The organism is Paraburkholderia megapolitana (assembly GCF_007556815.1).
GTDB lineage: Bacteria > Pseudomonadota > Gammaproteobacteria > Burkholderiales > Burkholderiaceae > Paraburkholderia > Paraburkholderia megapolitana.
The window spans coordinates 3674028-3695300 of the sequence record NZ_CP041745.1; the positions used below are offsets into that span (position 1 = coordinate 3674028).

Annotated in this window: 18 protein-coding genes and 1 pseudogene; 9 read left to right on the forward strand and 10 right to left on the reverse strand. The window is 63.2% G+C overall.

Going from position 1 to position 21273, the window contains the following annotated elements:
* Positions 1-28 precede the first annotated feature (28 nt).
* Positions 29-904 carry a tRNA cyclic N6-threonylcarbamoyladenosine(37) synthase TcdA gene (tcdA, locus tag FNZ07_RS29715; protein ID WP_091011623.1) on the reverse strand — a complete coding sequence of 292 codons (876 nt, stop codon included), beginning with the start codon at positions 902-904 and terminating at the stop codon, positions 29-31.
* Positions 905-1092: 188 nt separating this feature from the next.
* Here tcdA and pdxH point away from each other — a divergent pair, with 188 nt between their 5' ends.
* The 3 genes from pdxH to FNZ07_RS29730 all read left to right on the forward strand — a co-directional run bounded on the left by pdxH (position 1093) and on the right by FNZ07_RS29730 (position 4336).
* The gene (gene pdxH / locus FNZ07_RS29720; protein ID WP_091011185.1) at positions 1093-1743 is read left to right on the forward strand and encodes a pyridoxamine 5'-phosphate oxidase; all 651 of its coding nucleotides are present in this window, start codon (positions 1093-1095) and stop codon (positions 1741-1743) included.
* A 157-nt stretch (positions 1744-1900) separates the two neighbouring features.
* Positions 1901-3115 (forward strand): SAM-dependent methyltransferase, encoded by a 1215-nt coding sequence (locus FNZ07_RS29725; RefSeq protein ID WP_091011184.1) that lies wholly within the window; start codon positions 1901-1903, stop codon positions 3113-3115.
* A gap of 63 nt (positions 3116-3178) precedes the next feature.
* Entirely contained in the window at positions 3179-4336 is a 1158-nt protein-coding gene (locus FNZ07_RS29730; RefSeq protein WP_407670659.1) for a DUF72 domain-containing protein, read from the forward strand.
* A gap of 81 nt (positions 4337-4417) precedes the next feature.
* Here FNZ07_RS29730 and msrA read toward each other — a convergent pair whose 3' ends face one another.
* Positions 4418-4966: a peptide-methionine (S)-S-oxide reductase MsrA gene (gene msrA, locus FNZ07_RS29735; RefSeq protein ID WP_091011183.1), complete on the reverse strand. Its 549-nt coding sequence runs from the start codon at positions 4964-4966 to the stop codon at positions 4418-4420.
* 198 nt (positions 4967-5164) lie between these two features.
* Here msrA and FNZ07_RS29740 point away from each other — a divergent pair, with 198 nt between their 5' ends.
* Entirely contained in the window at positions 5165-5674 is a 510-nt protein-coding gene (locus tag FNZ07_RS29740; RefSeq protein ID WP_091011182.1) for a flavin reductase family protein, read from the forward strand.
* Between the two features lie 78 nt (positions 5675-5752).
* Here FNZ07_RS29740 and FNZ07_RS29745 read toward each other — a convergent pair whose 3' ends face one another.
* A complete protein-coding gene (locus tag FNZ07_RS29745; RefSeq protein WP_091011181.1) occupies positions 5753-6271 on the reverse strand; it encodes an Lrp/AsnC family transcriptional regulator in 519 nt (172 codons plus the stop codon).
* A gap of 132 nt (positions 6272-6403) precedes the next feature.
* On the opposite strand from FNZ07_RS29745, the gene kynB reads away from it, so the two are divergent.
* The 3 genes and pseudogenes from kynB to kynA all read left to right on the forward strand — a co-directional run bounded on the left by kynB (position 6404) and on the right by kynA (position 9341).
* Positions 6404-7054: an arylformamidase gene (gene kynB, locus FNZ07_RS29750; protein WP_091011180.1), complete on the forward strand. Its 651-nt coding sequence runs from the start codon at positions 6404-6406 to the stop codon at positions 7052-7054.
* A gap of 76 nt (positions 7055-7130) precedes the next feature.
* Positions 7131-8380: pseudogene (gene kynU / locus FNZ07_RS29755) on the forward strand (kynureninase).
* Between the two features lie 10 nt (positions 8381-8390).
* Positions 8391-9341 carry a tryptophan 2,3-dioxygenase gene (gene kynA / locus FNZ07_RS29760; protein WP_091011178.1) on the forward strand — a complete coding sequence of 317 codons (951 nt, stop codon included), beginning with the start codon at positions 8391-8393 and terminating at the stop codon, positions 9339-9341.
* 38 nt (positions 9342-9379) lie between these two features.
* Here kynA and FNZ07_RS29765 read toward each other — a convergent pair whose 3' ends face one another.
* From FNZ07_RS29765 to FNZ07_RS29795, 7 genes are all read right to left on the reverse strand, one after another.
* Positions 9380-10117, reverse strand: coding sequence for an SDR family oxidoreductase (locus tag FNZ07_RS29765; protein WP_091011177.1), 738 nt, complete (start codon positions 10115-10117; stop codon positions 9380-9382).
* A complete protein-coding gene (locus FNZ07_RS29770; RefSeq protein WP_091011176.1) occupies positions 10114-11658 on the reverse strand; it encodes an FGGY-family carbohydrate kinase in 1545 nt (514 codons plus the stop codon). Before FNZ07_RS29770 ends, FNZ07_RS29765 begins: the two co-directional genes overlap by 4 nt.
* Before the next feature lie 51 nt (positions 11659-11709).
* A complete protein-coding gene (locus FNZ07_RS29775; protein ID WP_091011175.1) occupies positions 11710-12798 on the reverse strand; it encodes an alcohol dehydrogenase catalytic domain-containing protein in 1089 nt (362 codons plus the stop codon).
* Positions 12799-12835: 37 nt separating this feature from the next.
* The gene (locus FNZ07_RS29780; protein WP_091011174.1) at positions 12836-13843 is read right to left on the reverse strand and encodes an ABC transporter permease; all 1008 of its coding nucleotides are present in this window, start codon (positions 13841-13843) and stop codon (positions 12836-12838) included.
* The gene (locus tag FNZ07_RS29785) at positions 13830-15356 is read right to left on the reverse strand and encodes a sugar ABC transporter ATP-binding protein (protein WP_091011173.1); all 1527 of its coding nucleotides are present in this window, start codon (positions 15354-15356) and stop codon (positions 13830-13832) included. The genes FNZ07_RS29780 and FNZ07_RS29785 overlap by 14 nt, the downstream gene beginning before the upstream one ends.
* Positions 15357-15408: 52 nt before the next feature.
* On the reverse strand, positions 15409-16371 hold the full coding sequence (locus tag FNZ07_RS29790; protein ID WP_091011172.1) for a substrate-binding domain-containing protein: 963 nt from the start codon (positions 16369-16371) through the stop codon (positions 15409-15411).
* 187 nt (positions 16372-16558) lie between these two features.
* Positions 16559-17590 carry an AraC family transcriptional regulator gene (locus FNZ07_RS29795; RefSeq protein ID WP_091011621.1) on the reverse strand — a complete coding sequence of 344 codons (1032 nt, stop codon included), beginning with the start codon at positions 17588-17590 and terminating at the stop codon, positions 16559-16561.
* A gap of 554 nt (positions 17591-18144) precedes the next feature.
* Here FNZ07_RS29795 and dalD point away from each other — a divergent pair.
* Together dalD and xylB are read left to right on the forward strand one after the other, a co-directional pair.
* Positions 18145-19560: a D-arabinitol 4-dehydrogenase gene (dalD, locus tag FNZ07_RS29800; RefSeq protein WP_091011171.1), complete on the forward strand. Its 1416-nt coding sequence runs from the start codon at positions 18145-18147 to the stop codon at positions 19558-19560.
* 126 nt (positions 19561-19686) lie between these two features.
* The gene (gene xylB, locus FNZ07_RS29805; protein WP_091011170.1) at positions 19687-21168 is read left to right on the forward strand and encodes a xylulokinase; all 1482 of its coding nucleotides are present in this window, start codon (positions 19687-19689) and stop codon (positions 21166-21168) included.
* Positions 21169-21273 lie beyond the last annotated feature (105 nt).

Below are 21273 nucleotides of genomic sequence, written 5' to 3' on the forward strand. Positions count from 1 at the left end.
TGCAGTGCGGTAGTGCGGCGAACAGGCTCTAGCCCGCGCGTTGCGCAAGCGCACGCAGCACGTGCGCGGCGGCTGCAAAGCCGAAGCTCGCGGTCACGCACACACTTGACCCAAAGCCCGCGCAGTTGAGTCCCACCGGCCCGCTCGCGGCCATCGGTTCGTCCTGATCGTTTAGTTCGTCCAGTTCATCGACACTGGGCCCGGCTGCGTCTGGATAGATCAGCGGTTCGTCCGAATACACCGCACTCACCTTGAACTTCGCCTTCGGTCCACGCGGAAAGCGATGCTGCTTGCGCAACTGCCCGCGCACTTTCGACAGCAGCGGGTCCTGGATCGTCAGCGCGAGATCGTCGATGCGGATGCGCGTCGGATCGAACTGGCCACCCGCACCGCCCACCGTGATGAGCGGCTGCCCCTGCTCGACGCACCATGCGATCAGCGCGGTCTTCGTGCGCACACTGTCGATCGCATCGATCACATAATCGAAGCCGCCGCCAAGCAACGCCGGAAAATTGCCCGCTTCCACGAAGTCCTCAACGACCCGCACCTTGCACGCAGGATCGATCAACGCAATGCGTTCGGCCATCGCATCGACTTTCGGTTTGCCGTAGTTGCCGTCGAGCGCGTGGATCTGCCGGTTCGTATTGCTCTCCGCGACGTTGTCGAGATCGATCAGCGTCAACGTGCCGATCGCACTGCGCGCGAGCGCCTCGGCCGCCCACGACCCCACCCCGCCAATCCCGATCACCGCCACATGCGCGCGCTCGAATGCGGCGAGCGCCGCTGCGCCGTACAGGCGCGCAACGCCGCCGAAGCGCCGCGCACGGTCGGCGTCCGCCGCGGTTTCAATTGCGGCGATGCTCGGAGTAACATCGGAAGGGGCGTTCGCGTGAGGCGTGGACATGATCGGAGACTCGTCGAAAAACAGGCTGGGCAGGCTGGGGCTAGCGGTGCCCGAAAGCCGTATTTTGCCCGATCGGGCCGATTCGGCGGTATCGGGCGCCCGCCTGTATTCCATATGCGCTGTGGGGCTGCACACAGAAAATTCGTTCCTTAGCTATACTGGCCCCACTGTAGTGCTCGCATAAGAAAATGACCTCACTCGCCGAACTTCGCAAAAATTATTCGCTCGGTTCGCTGGACGAAGCCGACGTCGATCGCGACCCGATCCAGCAGTTCAACGCGTGGTTTGCCCAGGCCCAGGACGCACAGATTCCCGAACCCAACGCCATGACGCTCGCCACTGTCGACCCGGCCGGCCGGCCATCGGCGCGCATCGTACTGATCAAGGGTGTCGACGCGCGCGGTTTCGTGTTCTTCACCAACTATGAAAGCCGCAAGGGCCGTGAACTCGCGGACAACGCCTACGCGAGCCTGCTGTTTCATTGGGTCGAACTCGAACGGCAAGTGCGTATAGAAGGCACTATCGTTAAGACTGACGCAGAAGAAAGCGACACCTATTACGCATCGCGCCCGCTCGGTTCGCGAATCGGCGCATGGGCATCGGATCAAAGTCAGGTAATTGAAAGCCGCGCGCAACTTGAAGCGCGCGAGCGGGAAATCAGTGCGCAGTATGGCGACCATCCGCCACGCCCGCCGCACTGGGGCGGCTATCGCCTCGTTCCCGACTCTATCGAATTCTGGCAAGGCAGGCCGTCGCGGCTGCACGACCGTCTGCGCTACACGCGGGACACGACCGGTGGTGCCGGCGGCAACTGGCGCATCGCTCGCCTCGCACCTTGATGCAGCGGATAAAGCCGGCGAAACACGACGGCACGAGCCGCCGGTTTCACTGGTTGGATCGCGTGTGCTGTGTTGTGTGGTGAGTGAGTAACCGCGCAACTGCACACAGCGAATCAGCAGGCTTTGCTTTGAATTTCATTGGACACGGAGAAATCACATGTTCTGGGAGAAGAAGCTGGCGCAGTGGGTAGAAGACGTAAAGAGCACGGCCAACCTGCCCGCACGGCTCGTGCTGTGGGACGGCCAGCAACATGACTTCGGGCAGTTCGCCACGCCCCAAGTCACGCTGCACGTGAAGAGCGCAACCGCGCTGCCGTATCTGCTCGAACCGAGCCTCGACAATCTGGGCGAGGCGTACGTGAAGGGCAAGATCGACATCGAAGGCAAGCTGTCGGACATCATCAACATCGGCTATTCGCTCGCGCGCAGTACGGTGACGAGCGCGAGCAAGCTGGCGCGCGTGCGACGCTACTTCAATCACTCGAAGTCGTCGGACAAGAAGGCGATCCAGTATCACTACGACGTCTCGAACGAGTTCTACAAGCTGTGGCTCGACGAGAACATGGTGTACTCGTGCGCGTACTTCGAGAACGGCGATGAAGACCTCGCCACCGCGCAGATCAAGAAGATCGATCACATCCTGACGAAGATCCAGTTGCAGCCGGGTCAACGTCTGCTCGATATCGGTTGCGGCTGGGGTGCGCTCGTGCTGCGCGCAGCGCAGAAGTTCGGCGCGCAATGCGTCGGCGTCACGCTGTCGCAGAACCAGTTCGACCTCGCTACCGCGCGTGTGAAGGCGGCGGGACTCGAAGACAAGATCGAAATCCGGTTGCAGGATTACCGTGACGTTCCCGGGCAGTTCGACCGGATCACGAGCGTCGGCATGTTCGAGCACGTCGGACGCAAGAATCTGCCGGGCTACTTCCAGAAGGTTCACGACCTGCTCGTCGACGACGGCATCGCGATGAATCACGGCATCACGTCGTCGGATTCGGACAGCGGCGAAACGGCGCTCGGCGGCGGCGAGTTCATCGATCGTTATGTGTTCCCGGACGGCGAGTTGCCGCACATCAGTCTCGCGCTCGAATCGATGCAGCGCGGCGGGCTCGAAGCGGTTGACGTCGAGAGTCTGCGCCGTCACTATGCGCACACGCTCGACATCTGGGCAGACAATTTCGAAACGCATGCGGAAGAAGCGAAGAAACTCGTCGACGACGAGAAATTCCGCATCTGGCGCGTGTACCTGGCAGGCTGCGCCTACGCGTTCGAAAACGACGACGTATCGATCTACCAGGTGGTGTGCCGCAAGTCCGGACGCAGCGCGAAAACGCTGCCGTGGTCGCGGCGCTATATGTACGACAAACCGCTGTAAACCCGTTGCGCCGAAGCCGTGCACGACGGCTGCGGCGCAACCTTGACTTCACAGCAGAACCCGATGGACGAACGCGCGTTGGCGCAATCCGCGCAGAAAATGAATGAGGCCGGCGACGCTGGCCTTGAAGACGAAGACCAGTTCGATCTGTTCGGCATGCCGGTGGTACCAGCGACCCCGGCAGCGCCGGCCGTCACTTCTTCCGCTCCTACCGCTCCCGTCGAGACGAAAAAGCGCCGCGCCCGCGACGTGCTCGCTGCCGAACCTTCCGCCGATTTACTCGAGATCGCCGCCTCACTGCCACCGAACGTGCACCTCGGCACGTCGTCGTGGTCGTTTCCAGGCTGGAACGGTATCGTCTACGGCGACGAGTACAGCAACAGCAAGCTGTCGCGCGATGGCCTCCCCGCCTACGGTGCGCATCCGCTGCTGCGCACGGTCGGCATCGACCGGTCGTTCTACGCGCCGTTGCCGGTCACCGATTACCTGCGCTACGCGCAGCAGGTGCCGGACCATTTCCGCTTCATCGTCAAAGCGCCCGCGCTCGTCACCGACGCGACGGTGCGCGCCGAACGCGGCGAACCGGTCTCGGCCAACCCGTGTTTTCTGAACCCGCAACTCGCCATCGACGAGTTCGTCCGGCCGTGTATAGACGGCCTCGGCGCAAAAGCCGGTGCGCTGGTGTTCCAGATCTCGCCTCTGCCCGACGAGATGCTCGCCGAACCGATGCTGTTTATCGAACGCCTTGCCGCGTTCGTCGGAGCGCTGCCGACGCTGCCCGAAGGCACCTGCTATGCGGTGGAAATTCGTGACTCCAGCATGCTGACACCGCGCTTCATCCGTACGCTGAAGGCCGCGGGCGTGCGCTACTGCGTGGGCATTCACGCGCGCATGCCGGACCCGTTGCGGCAGGCGGCCGCGCTGGCGTTGCTCGATGCAGAAGCGGATGCACCATCCGGCCCGCTGATCGTGCGCTGGAGTCTGCACGGCGGTTTCCGGTATGAGCAGGCGAAGGCCAAATACGAGCCGTTCGACCGGCTCGTCGACGAAGATCCGCAAACCCGCCGCGCACTGGCCGAGCTGGCAGCGAGGTACGCGATTGCGGGGCAGCCGGTGCTGATCGCGGTGAATAACAAGGCCGAAGGCTCGGCGCCGCTCAGCTGCGTGGAGCTTGCGCGCCTGATCGCCGAGGCGATCGAGCGGATGCGGCACGACGGCTGATTATTGCCAACCGTCGTGGAACGTCTACACGTTCTGCGAGGAGCGGCGCTCACCGTTCTGGCGAGCGCCGCCGCTAGTCGCTTACCCTGCCTTGATCCGGTGCGCGAACTTCTGACGGAATTTCGCGACCTTCGGCGCGACCACGAACGCGCAATAGCCCTGATCCGGATGCTGCGCGAAATAGTTCTGATGATAGGCTTCGGCCGCCCAGTAATTGCCGTCTAGCGGCAGGACCTGGGTGACGATCTGTCCGTCGTAGATGGCCTCGGCGGTGATCTCGCGGATGGCCTGCAGCGCGATGTCGCGTTGCGCATCCGAGTGCGTGAAAATCACCGACCGGTACTGCGTGCCGACGTCGTTGCCCTGGCGGTTCAACTGGGTCGGATCGTGGATCGCGAAGAAAATATCGAGGATCTCGCGATAGCTGATTTTCGCCGTATCGAAGGTGACGTTGACGACTTCGGCGTGCCCCGTATCGCCGTCGCAGACCTGCTCGTAGCTCGGTCGCTGCGCATGGCCGCCGGCGTAGCCGGATTCCACCGCGTTCACGCCATCGACGCCGAGAAACACGGCCTCGAGGCACCAGAAACATCCGCCGCCTAGCGTGGCGGTTTCGACTGATTCACTCATGCTGCGACTCCTCGTTCAATGCGGCACTCCGGCGGGCCAACGTTGCGAACCCAACGATGCACGGCCGGTCCGTCCGCGATTCCGTTAAAATTTGGACAAATCGCCGACTTTCAATATGACTTTTGAATCAATTCTTCCCGCTGCAGCGTCAAGCACGGTCACCGGGCCGCGATGGCCAACGAAGCGGGCAACCCTCCGATGAAGCACGCCACACCACCCAATTTCGATGCCGCCGAGTTCAAGCGCGCACTCGCGCAGTTCGCCACGGGCGTCACCGTCATTACCACGCGCGCGCCGTCGGGCCAGTTGCTCGGCATCACGGCGAGTTCGTTCAATTCGGTTTCGCTGGCGCCGCCACTCGTACTGTGGAGCCTCGCTACGCGCTCCGCATCGATGCCGGTGTTCAGGGCGAACAGCCATTATGTCGTGAATGTGCTCGCCGCGTCGCAACTCGATCTGTGCACGCGTTTTGCCACGGTGAAGGGCGACCGCTTCGAGGGTGTCTCGCATGCCGAGGGCGATAGCGGCATGCCGGTACTGGACGGCGCGCTGGCCTGGTTCGAGTGCCACAACCGCAGCCGCTATGACGAGGGCGACCATGTGATCTTCGTCGGCGAGGTGGAGCGCTGCGGGCTACATGAGAACGTGGCTGAGATGGCGCCGCTCGTCTTCCAGAACGGGAAGTTCCACGGGCTGAAGTCGTTCTGAGGCAACTGGTATCGCCCAGATCGCCGCCGCGATCGCACTGCGGCCTTGCTGCCGCAATAACAACGAGCTGACGCCGGGCTACGCCTGGCCGCCGCCCGCAGCCCCCAGCCGCGTACCCGCCTCCACCAGCGCCACCGGCACACCCGAATCTTCCTTGAGCGTCTGCAGCACGATGTTCGAGCGGATATCGAGCACCCCCGGCGCCTTGTACAGCCGCTCCAGCACGAAGTCCGAGTAGTGTTTGAGGTTGTGCGCAACGACCCGCAGCAGATAGTGCGTCTCGCCCGTTACGACGAAGGCGCCGACCACCTCCGGCCAGTCGCGCACCGCTTCGGCAAAGCGCTCGTGCCAGTTCGGTTGCTCGTTGCGCATCGATACCTGCACGAAGGCTTCCAGTTCGAAACCGAGCACATGCTGGTTCAGGCAGGCCCGGTAGCGTTCGATCACCCCCTGCTCTTCCAGCAGCCGCAAACGCCGCAGGCACGCCGACGGCGAGAGCGAAATCCGCTCCGCGAGGTCGAGGTTGCTGATCCGTCCTTCTTGCTGAAGCACCGCCAGAATGCGGCAATCGGTGGCGTCGAGCGAGATCGCGTTCATTTTCGGTCTCCCTTTCCGGTTTGGATCAAATTATGTTCCAAGAGACAGGAAAAAACGAGATTTATTCGCAAGCTTATTTCGCCGCGTTTTGCCTATCATTCGATAGGCAAGATAGACCCACGAAGCGAAACCATGAACACACTCTGGGACATCACCCCCGCCGTCGATACCGCCACGCCCGTCTGGCCGGGCGATACACCGGTCGGGATCGAGCGCATGTGGCGCATCGAAGCCGGTTCGCCGGTCAATGTCGCGCGGCTCACGCTGTCGCCGCACACCGGCGCGCATACCGATGCACCGTTGCATTACGACGCGAACGGCCTCGCGATCGGCGAGGTACCGCTCGACGCCTACCTCGGCCGCTGCCGCGTCATTCACTGTATCGGCGCGGCACCGCTCGTGGAGCCGCGACACGTAGCCGCGGCGCTCGGCGACCTCGACGACCCGCCACCGCCGCGCGTGCTGCTGCGCACCTACGAACGCGCGCCGACGGCCGCGTGGGACAGCGCCTTCTGCGCGGTCGCCCCCGAGACCATCGATCTGCTCGCCGCGCATGGCGTGAAGCTGATCGGCATCGATACGCCGTCGCTCGATCCGCAGGAATCGAAAACGATGGACGCGCATCACCGGATCCGCGAACACCGGATGGCAATTCTTGAGGGCATCGTGCTCGATGCCGTCGCACCCGGCGACTACGAACTGATCGCGCTGCCGCTCAAACTCACGACGCTCGATGCCAGCCCCGTGCGCGCCATACTGCGCGCGCTGCCCGAGCGTACGTGAAGCGTGTGACATCCCGGCATGTGTCGTCCAGCTTCTTTGCCGGCTTATTTCTCCTTTCCCGACTCACTGGAACCTCATGAACAGCCGTGACGAAGCTCTGGCGCTCGACCGCGCCGATCCGCTGGGCGCGTTGCGCGACCAGTTCGCGCTCGCCTCCAGCACGATCTATCTGGACGGCAATTCGCTCGGCGTCCCGCCGGCCACGGCCGCCCAGCGCGCGCAAACGGTGATCGCCGCCGAATGGACGCAAGGTCTGATCCGCAGCTGGAACAGCGCCGGCTGGTTCGCGTTGCCGCGCCACCTCGGCAACAAGCTCGCGCCGCTGATCGGTGCCGCGGAAAACGAAGTCGTCGTTACCGATACGATCTCGATCAACCTGTTCAAGCTGCTCTCCGCAGGTTTGCGGCTGCAGAACGAGCGCGATCCGAAACGCCGCGTGATCGTCTCCGAGCGCTCGAATTTCCCCACCGATCTTTACATCGCGCAAGGACTGATCGAACAGCTCGATCGCGGCTATGAATTGCGTCTCGTCGACGATCCGGCGGAACTGCCCGATGCGATCGGCGACGACACCGCGCTCGCGATGATCACGCACGTCAACTACCGCACCGGCTATATGCACGACATGGCCGCGCTCACGCAGCTGATCCATCGTAAAGGTGCGCTCGCGTTGTGGGATCTCGCGCACTCGGCGGGCGCGGTACCGGTCGATCTGAACGGCGTCGACGCCGACTACGCAGTAGGTTGCACGTACAAGTATCTGAACGGCGGCCCGGGTTCGCCGGCATTCGTGTGGGTGCCACAGCGGCACCAGAACGCGTTCACGCAGCCGCTGTCCGGCTGGTGGGGCATCGCGCTCCGTTCGAGATGAATCCGCAGTATCGCCCCGACGATGGTGTGGGGCGCTTTCTGTGCGGTACGCAGCCGATGGTGTCGATGGCGCTCGTCGAATGCGGGCTCGATGTGTTTCTGCAGACCGACATGCAGGCGATTCGCCGCAAGTCGCTTGCACTTACCGATCTGTTCATCGAGCTTGTCGAGACGCGTTGCAGCGAGTTTCCTTTGCAGCTCGTCACGCCGCGCACGCATGCGCAGCGCGGCTCGCATGCGAGCTTCGAACATCCGCATGGCTACGAAGTGATGCAGGCGCTGATTGCGCGCGGCGTGATCGGCGATTATCGCGAGCCGCGTGTGCTGCGCTTCGGCTTCACGCCGCTCTATACGCGCTACGTCGATGTGTGGGACGCCGTCGAAACACTGCGCGATGTGCTCGCGAGCGAGGCCTGGCGGGCGCCCGAATTCGCCACGCGCGGCGCGGTGACCTGAGGAGCACGCGATGACCGATCCGAAACCATCCGTGCCGAACGACCGCTCTCCAGTCGCAGCCGGCGAGTCTGCGCAGGGTTGCCCCTTCGGCCATGGTGCAGGTGCAAGCACGGGTGCGCATTCCACCGCCCCCGACCAGGCCGCCGGCTGGCACGACGCCCAGCTCGATTTCTCGCAATCGATGAGCTATGGCGACTATCTGTCGCTGGGTTCGATCCTGTCCGCGCAGAAGCCGCTGTCACCCGATCACAACGAGATGCTGTTCATCATCCAGCATCAGACGAGCGAGCTATGGATGAAGCTCGCACTCTACGAATTGCGCGCCGCGCTCGGCGCCGTGCATCGCGACGAACTGCCACCCGCGTTCAAGATGCTCGCGCGCATCTCGCGCATTCTCGAACAGCTCGTGCAGGCGTGGAGCGTGATCGCGACGATGACACCGTCGGAATACACGGCGATGCGGCCTTACCTTGGCGCTTCGTCGGGCTTCCAGTCGTACCAGTACCGGCAGATTGAATTCCTGCTTGGCAACAAGAACGAGCACATGCTCAAACCTCACGCGCATCATCCAGCGGTGCTCGCCGAGGTGCGTGCAACGCTCGAAGCGCCGTCGCTCTACGACGAAGTGATTTTCCTGCTTGCGCGCAAGGGCTTCGCGATTGCGCCCGCGCGTCTCGCGCGCGACTGGACCCAGCCGACCGTCCATGACGAATCCGTCGAAGCGGCATGGCTCGAGGTGTATCGCAATCCGTCGCAGCACTGGGAACTGTACGAGATGGCCGAAGAACTCGTCGATCTCGAAGACGCGTTCCGGCAGTGGCGGTTCCGCCACGTCACCACTGTGGAGCGGATCATCGGCTTCAAGCAGGGAACCGGCGGCACGAGCGGCGCGCCGTATCTGCGCAAGATGCTCGATGTCGTGCTGTTCCCCGAGCTGTGGCATGTGCGGACGGTGCTGTAGTTCATCCATACGCAAGCGCGCCTGCGAACGGGTGACACTTACCGTGCCGTATACCCACCGTCGATCGGCAACGCAATGCCCGAGATCATCGATGCCGCGTCGCTCAGCAGAAACAGGATCGGCTGCACGACTTCGGCGGGCTCGGCAAAGCGGCCCAGCGGAATCCCGCGTAACGCCTGTTCGCGCTTCACCGGTTCGCTCCATGCGGCGACAGCCATCGGCGTCAACGTCACCGTCGGATTCACGCTGTTGACGCGAATACCGTGCGGGCCGAGTTCGATGCACAGCACGCGTGTGATCGCATCCATCGCCGCCTTCGACGCGCAATAGCTCAGATGATTCTCGAGCGCGACAAGCGACGCCTGGCTCGACACGTTGACGATGCTCCCTTTGCGTTGCGCCGCGATCATGCCGCGCGCGACATGTCGCGCAACGAGCGCCGCCCCGCGCGCGTTGACAGCCATCACACCGTCGAAGCTCGCTGCGGTCGTATCGATTGCGCGTTCAAGCAACGCGACGCCCGCGCAGTTCACGAGCCCGTCGAACGGCGCGGATGACGCAAACGCCGCGTCGATCGCAGCCGCATCGCCGACATCGAGCACGAGCGGCTCGCAACCGGTCTCCTGCGCGAGGCGTGCCAGTTCGTCCGCATTGCGCGCGGCGGCAACGACACGCGCGCCGCTGGCGCATAGCATCTCGACGGTCGTGCGACCGATGCCGCTCGATGCACCCGTCACGAGAATCGAACACTCGGAGAAATCGAATTGTGCGTTCATGTCGGTTGCAATCTGTGCATGAGCGGTTTCAACGCCGGATAGAGATCCGCATAGACGCCGAAGCGCTGCTCATAAAGTTTCTGCCGTTCGGCATCGGGTCGAGCACGCTCAACGAGCGTGATCCAGCCTTGCTGCGCGGCGTCCCGATCGATCAGCCCCGCACCAAGCGCAGCGAGCAGCGCAGCGCCCATCGCAGCCTCGACGTCCTGCTCGATCGTCAGGACCGGATAGCCCGTGATGTCCGCAATGATCTGCATCCACAGATCCGAGTGCGCAGCACCGCCGACCACGATCAACCGTTCATCGAGCGATTGCGCGCCGCGTTGTCCAGCGACGATGTTGTGCTTCAGCGCGAACGACACACCTTCCAGTACCGCGCGATACAGATGCGCCCGCGTATGAAAAAGACTCAAACCGATAAATGCACCACTCGCCTTCGCGTCCCACACGGGGCTGCGCTCGCCCATCAGATACGGCAGGAACAACACGCCGTCGGCGCCGGCCGGAATCTGCTGCGCCGCCTGTTCAAGCAGAACGTGTGGATCGCCATTCGGCGTGTCGCGCGCGGCCTCGATTTCGGCGTGGCAAAACTGCTCGCGAAACCACGCCACCGACGCACCGGCGGTAATCGCGCCACCGAACACATACAGATCCTGCTGCCCGTTGAACACGTGCGGCATGCTGATCAAACCATGCCGCGCGTCGACGCTTTGGTTGATGTAGCCCCAGCACATGCTGGTGCCGATCATCGCGACATGCTGGCCCGCGCGCGTCGCGCCAGCCGCAAACGTCGCGACTGCCGCATCGACGCCACCCGCGACAATCGGCGTCCCCGCTTCGAGCCCGAGCTGCTCGCCCCACTGCGACAGCAGGCCACCGACAACCTCCGACGATTCGACGAGCCGCTCCGGCATCATCGTCGCGGGAATGCCGAGCATGTCGAGCGCTTCGTCGGACCAGTCGCGCGCGGCAACGTCGTACACGCCGCCGATGTTGCCTGCCGAGCTGTGATCAACCGCGACTTCGCCGGTAAGCAGATAGATCACGTAAGCGTTAGGTGGCAGAAAGTAGCGTGTCTTTGCCCACACGTCCGGTTGGTGTTCGCGCAGCCACAGCATCTTCGTGTAGCCGTAGTAGCTGTCGACACCGTTACCGGTGATCGCTTGCAACCGTTCGACGTCGATGTGGCTGCGTACCCATTCCACCTGCTCGGTCGCACGCCGGTCCATCCAGATCAGGCACGCATGCAACGGCCGCATATCGCGATCGACCGGAATGCCCGAGCCGCCATACAGGCTGCTCACACAGACGGCCTTGATCGATGCTGGCGCAATGCCTTCGGCACGCGCCTTCTCGACGCAGCGCGCGATGCACTCGGTCACTGCCTTGAACCACACTGCCGGCTTCTGCTCGGCCCATAACGGCCGCGGCGTGTCCGGCTGATAGCTGCTCGCATGCTGCGCAACGATCGTGCCGTGCCGGTCGACGAGCAGCGCTTTCGTGCTTTGCGTGCCGATGTCGACGCCGATGACGTATTCCATAGAGTCTCCGTGTATGCGCCTCGCGCGCTCGCTTATCTGCCAGGCGCCAGCTTAGCGGCCAGGCTTCAGTAGCACCTTGATCGAATCGAGCGAGTTCGCGGTCTTGATCGCTTCATCCCATTCTTCGAGCGAGAAGCCGTGCGTGACGATGCCCTTCGAGGTAACAAGGCCGCGCGCAAGCAGGTCGATGGCGATCGGGTAGCAGTAAGGCCCAAGGTGTGCACCGCGCACGTCGAGTTCCTTGCGGTCGCCGATCACCGACCAGTCCATTGTAGTCTCGCTGCCGAACACGGAAAACTCGACGAAGCGCCCGAGCTTGCGGATCAGATCCATGCCTTGCGTGACGCCGGCAGGCACGCCGGTGGTCTCGATGTAGACGTCGCAGCCGTAACCCTGCGTTAGCGATTGCACGATCGCGAGTGCGTCGTCGGACTTCGGATTGATCGTCACGTCGGCGCCGTATTCGCGGGCGAGTGCGAGCCGTTCTTCGACGAGGTCAATCACGACGAGCTTCTTCGGTGTTTTCAGATGCGCGACCTGGGTCATCATCAACCCGAGCGGGCCGGCACCGGCGATCACCACTACATCGTCGAGCTGGATCTCGCCGCGATTGACCGTATGAATCGCACACGCGAGCGGTTCGATGATAGCGGCGTCTTCGAGCGAGATGCCGTCGGGAATCTTATGGACGATGGCTGTCGGCGGAATGCGCATGTACTCGGCCATGCCGCCGTCCGCGACTTCGCGCTGGAAGCCGAAGATGTTGTGCACTTCGCACATCCAGTACTGTCCCGAGCGGCAGTAACGGCATTTGCCGCACGGCACGATCTGCTCGGCGATCACACGGTCGCCGACCTGTACATCGAAATGCTCGGCCGCGCCTTCGCCGAGTTCTTCGACGTAGCCGAAGAACTCGTGGCCCGGAATGACCGGGGCTTTCACCCACGGGCTCGGGCCGCCCCAGAACATTTTTGCGCCGGAGTGGCACTTGCAGTCGCTCGCGCAGATGCCGCATGCCGCGATACTGATGACGAGTTCGTGGGCGCGGGCGCGCGGGCGCGTCACCTGCTCGACGCGATAGTCCTTCGGGGCATGACAGACGATTGCCGTCATCTGTTGCGTCGGATCTTGAGTGCTCATTGCATGGCCTTGCTTCGAGAGAGAGGGAAAGAAACGGTCATTTCCTGCGGTCGCGGCTGATGTAGATCGCAAGCAGGATGATTCCGCCCTTGATCACGTTCTGCACATACGGGTTCACGCCGATCATGTTCAGCCCGTTGTTCAGCACACCGAGCAGCAGTGCGCCAACCAGCGTGCCGACAATCGAGCCGCGGCCGCCGGAGATCGATGTGCCGCCCATTACTACCGCCGCGATCGCATCGAGTTCGAAACCGACACCGGCGTTCGGCTGACCGCTCATCAGGCGGCCGGTCAGCACGATCGCGGCGAATGCCGATGTGAGACCGGCGATCGAGTACACGAGCAGCTTCACGCGACCGACGCGCACCCCCGAGAGCCGGGTTGCCTGTTCGTTGCCGCCGATCGCATAGACATAGCGGCCGAACGGCGTCCGTTCGAGCAGTAGCCACGCAAGCGCGTAGATGACGAGCATGATCAGCACCGGCGCCTGGATGCCGAACACTTTGCCGTTGCCGAAGAAGCTGATCCAGTCGGGTAGCCCGTCGATCGGATAACCGCCCGTATAAATCAGCGCGAGACCGCGTGCGATACCCATCGTCGCGAGCGTGACGATGATCGGCGGCATGCCGGCGAACGCGACGAAGAAACCGTTCGCGATACCAAAGCCAAGACCGACCGCGATACCGACCGCAAGCGCGGCCACCGCGTTCATGCCGGCCACCATCAACCCCGCGGCGAGCGTGCCGGACAGCGCCATCACCGAGCCGACCGACAGATCGATGCCGCCCGTCAGAATCACGCAGGTCATGCCGACCGCGATGATTGCGTTGATCGACACCTGGCGCAGCACGTTCTCGAGATTCGCCGTCGACAGAAAACTGTCGCTCGCGAACACCATCACGATGCACACGACGATAAGACCGATGAGTGGATAGAACAGCGGCGAGCGTTTCAACGCGGCCCAGCTCGAACTGATCGATGCGACGGCGAGCGCCGGCGATGTATCCGTGGTGTCGGGTGAAGAAGAAGGATTAGGCGTGTTCATGAGTTGCTCCACGGGTTCCAGCAGTCGCGTAAGTCATCACAGCGTTCGAATCGATTGCGTCGCCTTCGAGCATCGCTTCGATGCGCCCCTGGCGAAACACGGCGACGCGATCGCACATGCCGACGATCTCCGGCAGTTCCGACGAAATCATGATGATCGAGTAGCCGCGAGCGGTGAGTTCGCGCATCAGCAGGTAGATCTCCGCTTTCGCGCCGACGTCGATGCCGCGCGTCGGTTCGTCGAAGATCAGGATGTTCGTGTGATGGTTGAGCCAGCGTGCGATCACCACTTTCTGCTGGTTACCGCCCGAGAGCGTCGCCACCTGGGTATGCATCGTCGGGGCTTTGACGCCGACACGCTTCATGATGTCGGCAGTGGCGCGCATTTCGTGACGCCCGTCGATAAAGAAACGGGCGGTGCGATACTTGCCGAAGTTGTTGATCGAGATGTTCTGCTTGATCGAGAAATCGACGATCAGCCCTTCGGTCTTGCGACTCTCGGGCAGCATGCCGACACCCGCGCGCAGCGCATCGGCCGGGTCCGACAGTTTCGCGGCAACACCGCGAATGCGGACATCCTTCACGTGGGCCCTGTCCGCGCCGATCACGGCGAGTGCCGTCTCGGTGCGGCCCGATCCCACCAGCCCCGCAAAGCCGAGAATCTCGCCTTCGCGCAACGCGAAGCGATTCACCGGACCGTCTTTGTGCAACTGCAACGCGTTGACTTCGAGCACCGTAGGCGCGTCGGCGCGCAGCACCGGTTTCGGCGGAAAGCTGCTTTCGATGCGACGTCCCACCATCATCTCCACCAGATGCCCGACATCGGTGTCGGCAACGTCGGTCGTGCCAACATACTGGCCGTCGCGCAGCACCGTGATGCGATCGCAGACCTCGAAAATCTCTTCGAGGTGATGCGAGATGAAAATCATCGCGACGCCTTGCTGTTTCAGTTCACGCATGATCGCGAACAGATGTTCCGCTTCGGCCGGCGTGAGCGTCGCGGTCGGCTCGTCGAGAATCAGGATGCGTGCGTCGAGCGACAGCGCCTTGCCGATCTCGACGAACTGCTGCTGAGCAACCGATAGTTCGCGGATCGACACCGTCAGGTCGATCGCGACACCGAGTCGCGCGAAGATCGCGGCCGCGGAACGACGCATCGCCGCGCGCTCGAGCAGCCCCAACCGGTTGCGCCGCTCGCGGCCGAGAAACATGTTCTCCACCGCGTTCAGATACGGAATCAGGCTGAACTCCTGAAATACGATGCCAACGCCGGCTGCGACCGCATCGTGATAGTTCGCGAACCGACGCTGCTCGCCGTCGATCACGATGGTGCCTTCGTCCGGCGCGTAGATGCCGCACAGGATCTTCATCAGCGTCGACTTGCCTGCGCCGTTTTCGCCGAGCAGCGCGTGAATCTCGCCGCGCGCGATCTCAAGATGAATATCCTGCAGCGCTTTCACGCCGGGGAAGCCCTTCGTGATGTGTGCGAGCTGAAGAACAGTATTCGTGTCCATCTGTACTCCCCTTCGATGCCGCGCGCGATACTGCTTGCGCGCGGCGTATACCTCACCAGCTGAAACCCTTCGCGTTGTCCTTGTCGATCAGTTTCACGTCGACAGGGATCGCCTTCGGCACATTGGCGCCCCACTTCTTCGCGAGCGCGATACCGATGGCGATGCGCACCTGGTCGCGCGGAAACTGCGCGGACGTTTCGATGAATTTTGAATTTGGCTTCTGGATCGCGGCGATCGCTTCCGGCGCGCCGTCGACGCTCGTGAGCTTGATATCCTTGCCCGACGATTCGATCGCGGACAGCGCCCCCATCGAGCCACCGTCGTTCACACTGAACACGCCTTTCACGTTCGGATGCGCCTGGATCATGTTCTCGGTGACAGTGAGCGCAGTGGCGCGCTCCTGCTTGCCGTTCTGCGTGTCGACGATCTTCACGTTGGGAAATTTCGCGAGCGCCGCCTTGCAACCACGCACACGTTCGAGAATCGGCACAACCGGAATGCCATCGAGTATCGCCACTTCACCGCTGCCGCCGATCGCCTTCGCAAGGTACTCACACGACATCTGCCCCGCATCGAAATTCTTCGAACCGACGAACGAGTCGACAGGTCCGTTCGCGTTCGCATCGACGGCGACGACCACAACGCCTGCCTTCTTCGCCGCCGTTACCGCCGACTGGATGCCGGTCGAATCGGTCGGATTCACGAGCAGGATGTCGATCTTCTTCTGCAACATGTCCTCGACGTCGCTCACCTGTTTGCTCACGTCGTGATGCGCATCGGTGACGACGACCGTCGCGCCGATCGTCGCGGCGGCTTCGTTGAGCGCCTGCTGCATCGTCACGAAGTACGGGTTGTTCAGCTCCTGGAAGGTCATGCCGATTTTCAGGGGTGCGGCCTGCGCTGCGGGCATCGCGGCAAGCGACAGGACGAATGCGGATGCGGCAAGCGCGAGCGCCGTGCGTACTTGCGCGAGCCGCGTGTTCCGCGGGGCGAATGTCGAGGTGGTCTGCGTCATGGTTGTCTCCATTGTTTATGTGAGCACTGAGGTGGACACTGATGTAAACACTGAGCGTGAGCCCGTCCCTCGCGCTGATGGCAGCACGATGAGCTTTGAAACAGTTAGCGATGCGCGTGATGCGCGGGAGGTTCTCGATGCGCTCCATCCAGTCAGCCGCCGATCGGGCCAACGAGAACGCACCGCGTCAGGTTGGCGGCCAGGCCGATGGCGCAACGAGCGCGCGCCCCGGCGGGTGTCCTGCCGGTGCTGTGGCCGGCACGATCGACGGGGCCCCGTCGATGCCCGCCCCACGCGCGGCCGCATCTTCCGATGCGACACGGCTCGCATCGTTCAGTTGCTGATAGCGGCGGAACTGCGTCGGCGCCATTCCTTTTGCGGCAAGAAACTGCCGGTTGAAATTCGACAGGTTGTTAAAGCCCGCCTTAAAACAGATGTCGGTGACGCTCAGTTCGTAATCCATCAGCAACTGGCACGCGAGATTGATGCGCATGCGGTTCACGTACTGCACGAACGGCAACCCGGTATGACGACGGAAGTAGCGCGAGAAAGCGCTGACACTCTGACCGGCAAGCTGCGCGAGATCGCCCTCGCGCAAATCGCCCGACAGATTCTTGCCGATGTACGACAGCGCGTGATTGATGCGCGTCGAGGCGAAGCTCGATGGATCGACCTGATAGGCGGGACTTGCGAGCAGTTCGCGGTCCGATGCGTCGAGCAGGCACTCGAGCATCGACATGAACAACACGATACGACGCAGACCGCGAGCTTCGAGCAGTTCCATGAAGAGCGGCTGGATCGCTGCGCTGGTGTGCGGACCAAACGATACGCCGCGCTGTGCATCCGCGAGGAGCGTCTCGAGCGAGCGCCATTCCGGAAAACTTTCCACACAGCGCGCGACAAAATCCTGGCCGAACTGCACGACGAGATTGCGTTGCGCGATGGTTTCGCCGGACGGCACATCGCTCACCCAGTTGTGCGGCAGGTTCGGCCCCATCAGCACGAGATTGCCGGGCACGAAGCTACCGATATGGTCGCCGACAAATATCTTGCCGGACGTCGCGACGATCAGATGGATTTCGAATTCCGGATGAAAGTGCCAGCGCACCGTGCGGTACGGATAACCGTGCGACCACACCTTGAACGATTCGTCGCGGCGTACGGCCACGAGTTCGAGATCGGGCTGCGTGCTGCCCTCGGAGCGACGGACGCTTTTCATACGACGCACCGCTGCGCACAGCGTGCGCATGCGCGACGCGGGCAGACAGATCCGCACACAGCGGAATGCGCGCCCGGTGTTGCGATCGAATGGCTCATCTCGTCTTCCTCCATGAAGCGACGCTGACAGCGTGTGTCCGGGTGGGTGTTGCACCGGCTCGCTGCGCGTCGTCCGTTTCCAGCCTGTATAGCGAAAGTTAGTCGCCGGACGCGTTTGACACTACTGAAAACAACGCTCTCGACCAATACTTTTTTGCATTCGGGTTAATCCTGGCCTCATCGATGTCAAATTTTGTGCAACGCAGCAGCTTTCTTCGCCCCGGTCGGCCAGTCGCAGTGCGATTCGGACAAATCCAGCTGAAAAGCCCGTCACGCCGCACTGCGCCAACGAAACCAGCACGCTCCATCTTGACTTTCAATAGCGCGAATACGATCATTCGTTCATATACGGAGCAAATGCTCAACATTCCGCATCGACTTTCGCATCGACCTCAACGACCCCATTAAAAGCGCACGCGCAGGCTGTGCGCCGAAGACAAGACTCTGGAGACGCACATGAACAGCGTGCAAGGCAGCGGCGCGACCGCAAACGTGATCCTGCATATCGGCGTGGGATCGTTTCACCGCGCCCATCAGGCCTGGTACCTTCATCGTCTGAATGCCACCCGGCAGGATGGCGAGCCGCACTGGTCGCTGTCGGTTGGCAACATCCGCGACGACATGCGCGCGGCACTCGACGCACTGGCAGCCCAGCATGGCGTCTACACGCTCGAAACCGTGACACCGCATGGCGAGCGCGCCTACGAAACGATCCGCTCGATCGAGCGCGTGCTGCCGTGGTCCGCGAATCTCGATGCGCTGGTTGAAGCCGGTTCGGATCCTGCCTGCAAGATCGTGTCGTTTACCGTGACCGAAGGCGGCTATTACCTCGACGAGCATCATCGGCTCGATACCGCGAACCCCGATCTCGCCGCGGATCTCGCCGGCGCACGCACGACGATCTACGGCGCGCTTGCGGCGATTCTCGAAGCGCGCATGCAGCGCAACGCGGGCCCGGTCACGCTGCAGAGCAGCGACAACCTGCGCAGCAACGGCGAGCGTTTTCATGCGGGGATGAGCGAGTTTCTCGAGCGGCGCGGTGCGACTGCGCTGCGGCAATGGTTCGATGCGCACACCACGAGCCCGAACTCGATGGTCGATCGCATCACGCCCCGCCCCACCGACGACGTACGCGAACGCGTCCGTGCCGCGACCGGTTTCGACGACACCTGCCCGGTGATGGGCGAATCGTTTATCCAGTGGGTCATCGAAGATCGCTTCTGTGCGGGCCGCCCTGCATGGGAGCGGGTCGGCGCCGAACTCGTCGAGTCGGTGCTGCCTTACGAGGAAGCCAAGATCCGCATTCTCAACGCGACCCATAGCTGCATCGCGTGGGCGGGTACGCTCGTGGGGCTCAGCTACATTCACGAAGGCACGCTCGACGCGGATATCCGTCAGTTCGCTTACGACTATGTCACGCAAGACGTGATTCCGTGCCTCACACCGAGCCCGCTCGACCTCGCGCGCTACCGCGACGTGGTGCTCGATCGCTTCAGCAATCCCTACATTCAGGACACCAACCAGCGCGTCGCGGCGGATGGCTTCTCGAAGATCCCCGGCTTCATCGCACCGACGCTTGCCGAATGTTTCGCGCGCGGCGCCGAGCCGGCCGCGACAGCGGTACTGCCGGCGCTGTTCTTCCGCTTTCTCGATCGCTGGCAACGCGGCGCGTTGCCTTATGCCTATCAGGACGGCGTGATGGACGAACGCGTCGCACGCGGTTTCTTCGCCGGCGACGACCCGCTGCACGCGTTTTGCGCGGATCGTCTGCTGTGGGGCAGCATGGCCGGAACTGCGGCGCTGGAAACCACCGTGCGTGCTGCGCTCGCACGCGTCGACGAATGGATTACGGTACGCGGCACGCATATCTGACCTGCACACCCGTACGATCCGCTCGCCGCACGCATGCGTTGCGGCGCATCCAGGTCTCATGCCGATGGCGCCATGGGGCAGGTGCGGCTAAAGTAGTGCGTCCCCAACGATGATCCTTCCGCGCCCATGTATCTCGGCATCGACCTCGGCACGTCCGAAGTAAAAGTTCTGCTGCTCGCGTCCGACGGCAAGGTGATCGGCACCGCCGGTTCTCCGTTCACAGTCTCACGGCCACATCAGCGCTGGTCCGAACAGAATCCCGCCGACTGGTGGAGCGGCACGCGCACCGCGCTGTCCGCGTTGCGCGAACGCTATCCCGACGAGTTCGCCCAGGTGCGCGGCATCGGCCTGTCCGGCCAGATGCACGGCGCGGTACTGCTCGATGCCGAAGACCGCGTATTGCGCCCGGCCATCCTGTGGAACGACATGCGCAGTGTCGACGAATGCGCGCAGCTCACAGCACGCGCACCGGACCTGCATCGCATCGCCGGCAATCTCGCGATGCCCGGCTTCACCGCACCGAAGCTGCTATGGGTCGCACGGCACGAACCGGAGATCTTCCGGCGCACGACCTGCGTGCTGCTGCCGAAGGACTATCTGCGGCTGATGCTGACGGGTGGCAAGGTATCCGATCCATCCGATGCCGCGGGCACGATGTGGCTCGATGTCGCGAAGCGCGACTGGTCCGACGAGTTGCTCGCGGCCTGCGACATGCGCCGCTCGCAGATGCCGGCGCTGGCCGAAGGCAGCGCGCCGTCGGGCACGCTGCGCGCCGAGCTTGCGCGCGAACTGGGCCTGCCCGCGGGCGTCGTGGTCGCGGCCGGTGGGGGCGACAACGCGACGAGCGCAGTCGGCATCGGCGCCACCCAGCCCGGCGATGGCTTTGTCTCGCTCGGCACATCAGGTGTGCTGTGCGTGGTCGGCGACCGGTTCCTGCCCAATCCGGCCTCTGCGGTACACGCGTACTGCCACGCCATTCCGGACCGCTGGCAACAGATGAGCGTCGTGTTGTCGGCGGCGAGTTGCCTGCGCTGGGTCTGCAAGCTCACGTCCACCGACGAACCCACGCTGCTCGGCGAAATCGCGGCGCTCGCACCGGACGCGCTGACCACCGCTCCGCTGTTCCTGCCGTATCTGTCGGGCGAACGTACACCGCATAACGACCCCTACGCGCAAGGCGTGTTCTTCGGCATGACCCACGCAACCGACCGCGCGCTGCTCGGCTACGCGGTTATCGAAGGTGTCACGCTCGCACTGGCCGAAGGTCTCGATGCACTGCGCGCGGCAGGCACCGAGGTGAGCGCGCTCTCGCTGCTCGGTGGCGGTGCTCGCAGCGATTACTGGGCACAACTGCTCGCCGATGCACTCGGCACGCATACCCGCAAGCACGGCGGCGGCGAAACCGGTGCCGCGCTCGGTGCGGCACGGCTCGGCTGGCTCGCGGCAGGCGGCCACCCTGCGGAGGTGCTGACAAAGCCACCGGTCGAAAGCGAGTTCACGCCCGACATGCAACGGCATGCGACGCTACGTGAGCGGCTCGACGGCTTCCGGGCGCTGTACCGGCACGTGCGGCCGCTTTTCGACCCATCGCGCGAACGGCTCGCGTAGCAGTTTCCCGCGGGCCGCATATGTTTCGTTTCGCGGTGGCCCCGCATTGCGACACGCACAGCCGGCACGAAGCACGCCGGCTGCCATCCCAGGCGCACAGCACGC

What these genes read in the sequence shown, in the direction of transcription:
- tcdA (WP_091011623.1), bottom strand. Translation starts at nt 904, where the DNA reads ATGTCCACGCCTCACGCGAACGCCCCTTCCGATGTTACTCCGAGCATC.
- pdxH (WP_091011185.1), top strand. Translation starts at nt 1,093, where the DNA reads ATGACCTCACTCGCCGAACTTCGCAAAAATTATTCGCTCGGTTCGCTG.
- FNZ07_RS29725 (WP_091011184.1), top strand. Translation starts at nt 1,901, where the DNA reads ATGTTCTGGGAGAAGAAGCTGGCGCAGTGGGTAGAAGACGTAAAGAGC.
- FNZ07_RS29730 (WP_407670659.1), top strand. Translation starts at nt 3,179, where the DNA reads ATGGACGAACGCGCGTTGGCGCAATCCGCGCAGAAAATGAATGAGGCC.
- msrA (WP_091011183.1), bottom strand. Translation starts at nt 4,966, where the DNA reads ATGAGTGAATCAGTCGAAACCGCCACGCTAGGCGGCGGATGTTTCTGG.
- FNZ07_RS29740 (WP_091011182.1), top strand. Translation starts at nt 5,165, where the DNA reads ATGAAGCACGCCACACCACCCAATTTCGATGCCGCCGAGTTCAAGCGC.
- FNZ07_RS29745 (WP_091011181.1), bottom strand. Translation starts at nt 6,271, where the DNA reads ATGAACGCGATCTCGCTCGACGCCACCGATTGCCGCATTCTGGCGGTG.
- kynB (WP_091011180.1), top strand. Translation starts at nt 6,404, where the DNA reads ATGAACACACTCTGGGACATCACCCCCGCCGTCGATACCGCCACGCCC.
- kynA (WP_091011178.1), top strand. Translation starts at nt 8,391, where the DNA reads ATGACCGATCCGAAACCATCCGTGCCGAACGACCGCTCTCCAGTCGCA.
- FNZ07_RS29765 (WP_091011177.1), bottom strand. Translation starts at nt 10,117, where the DNA reads ATGAACGCACAATTCGATTTCTCCGAGTGTTCGATTCTCGTGACGGGT.
- FNZ07_RS29770 (WP_091011176.1), bottom strand. Translation starts at nt 11,658, where the DNA reads ATGGAATACGTCATCGGCGTCGACATCGGCACGCAAAGCACGAAAGCG.
- FNZ07_RS29775 (WP_091011175.1), bottom strand. Translation starts at nt 12,798, where the DNA reads ATGAGCACTCAAGATCCGACGCAACAGATGACGGCAATCGTCTGTCAT.
- FNZ07_RS29780 (WP_091011174.1), bottom strand. Translation starts at nt 13,843, where the DNA reads ATGAACACGCCTAATCCTTCTTCTTCACCCGACACCACGGATACATCG.
- FNZ07_RS29785 (WP_091011173.1), bottom strand. Translation starts at nt 15,356, where the DNA reads ATGGACACGAATACTGTTCTTCAGCTCGCACACATCACGAAGGGCTTC.
- FNZ07_RS29790 (WP_091011172.1), bottom strand. Translation starts at nt 16,371, where the DNA reads ATGACGCAGACCACCTCGACATTCGCCCCGCGGAACACGCGGCTCGCG.
- FNZ07_RS29795 (WP_091011621.1), bottom strand. Translation starts at nt 17,590, where the DNA reads ATGAAAAGCGTCCGTCGCTCCGAGGGCAGCACGCAGCCCGATCTCGAA.
- dalD (WP_091011171.1), top strand. Translation starts at nt 18,145, where the DNA reads ATGAACAGCGTGCAAGGCAGCGGCGCGACCGCAAACGTGATCCTGCAT.
- xylB (WP_091011170.1), top strand. Translation starts at nt 19,687, where the DNA reads ATGTATCTCGGCATCGACCTCGGCACGTCCGAAGTAAAAGTTCTGCTG.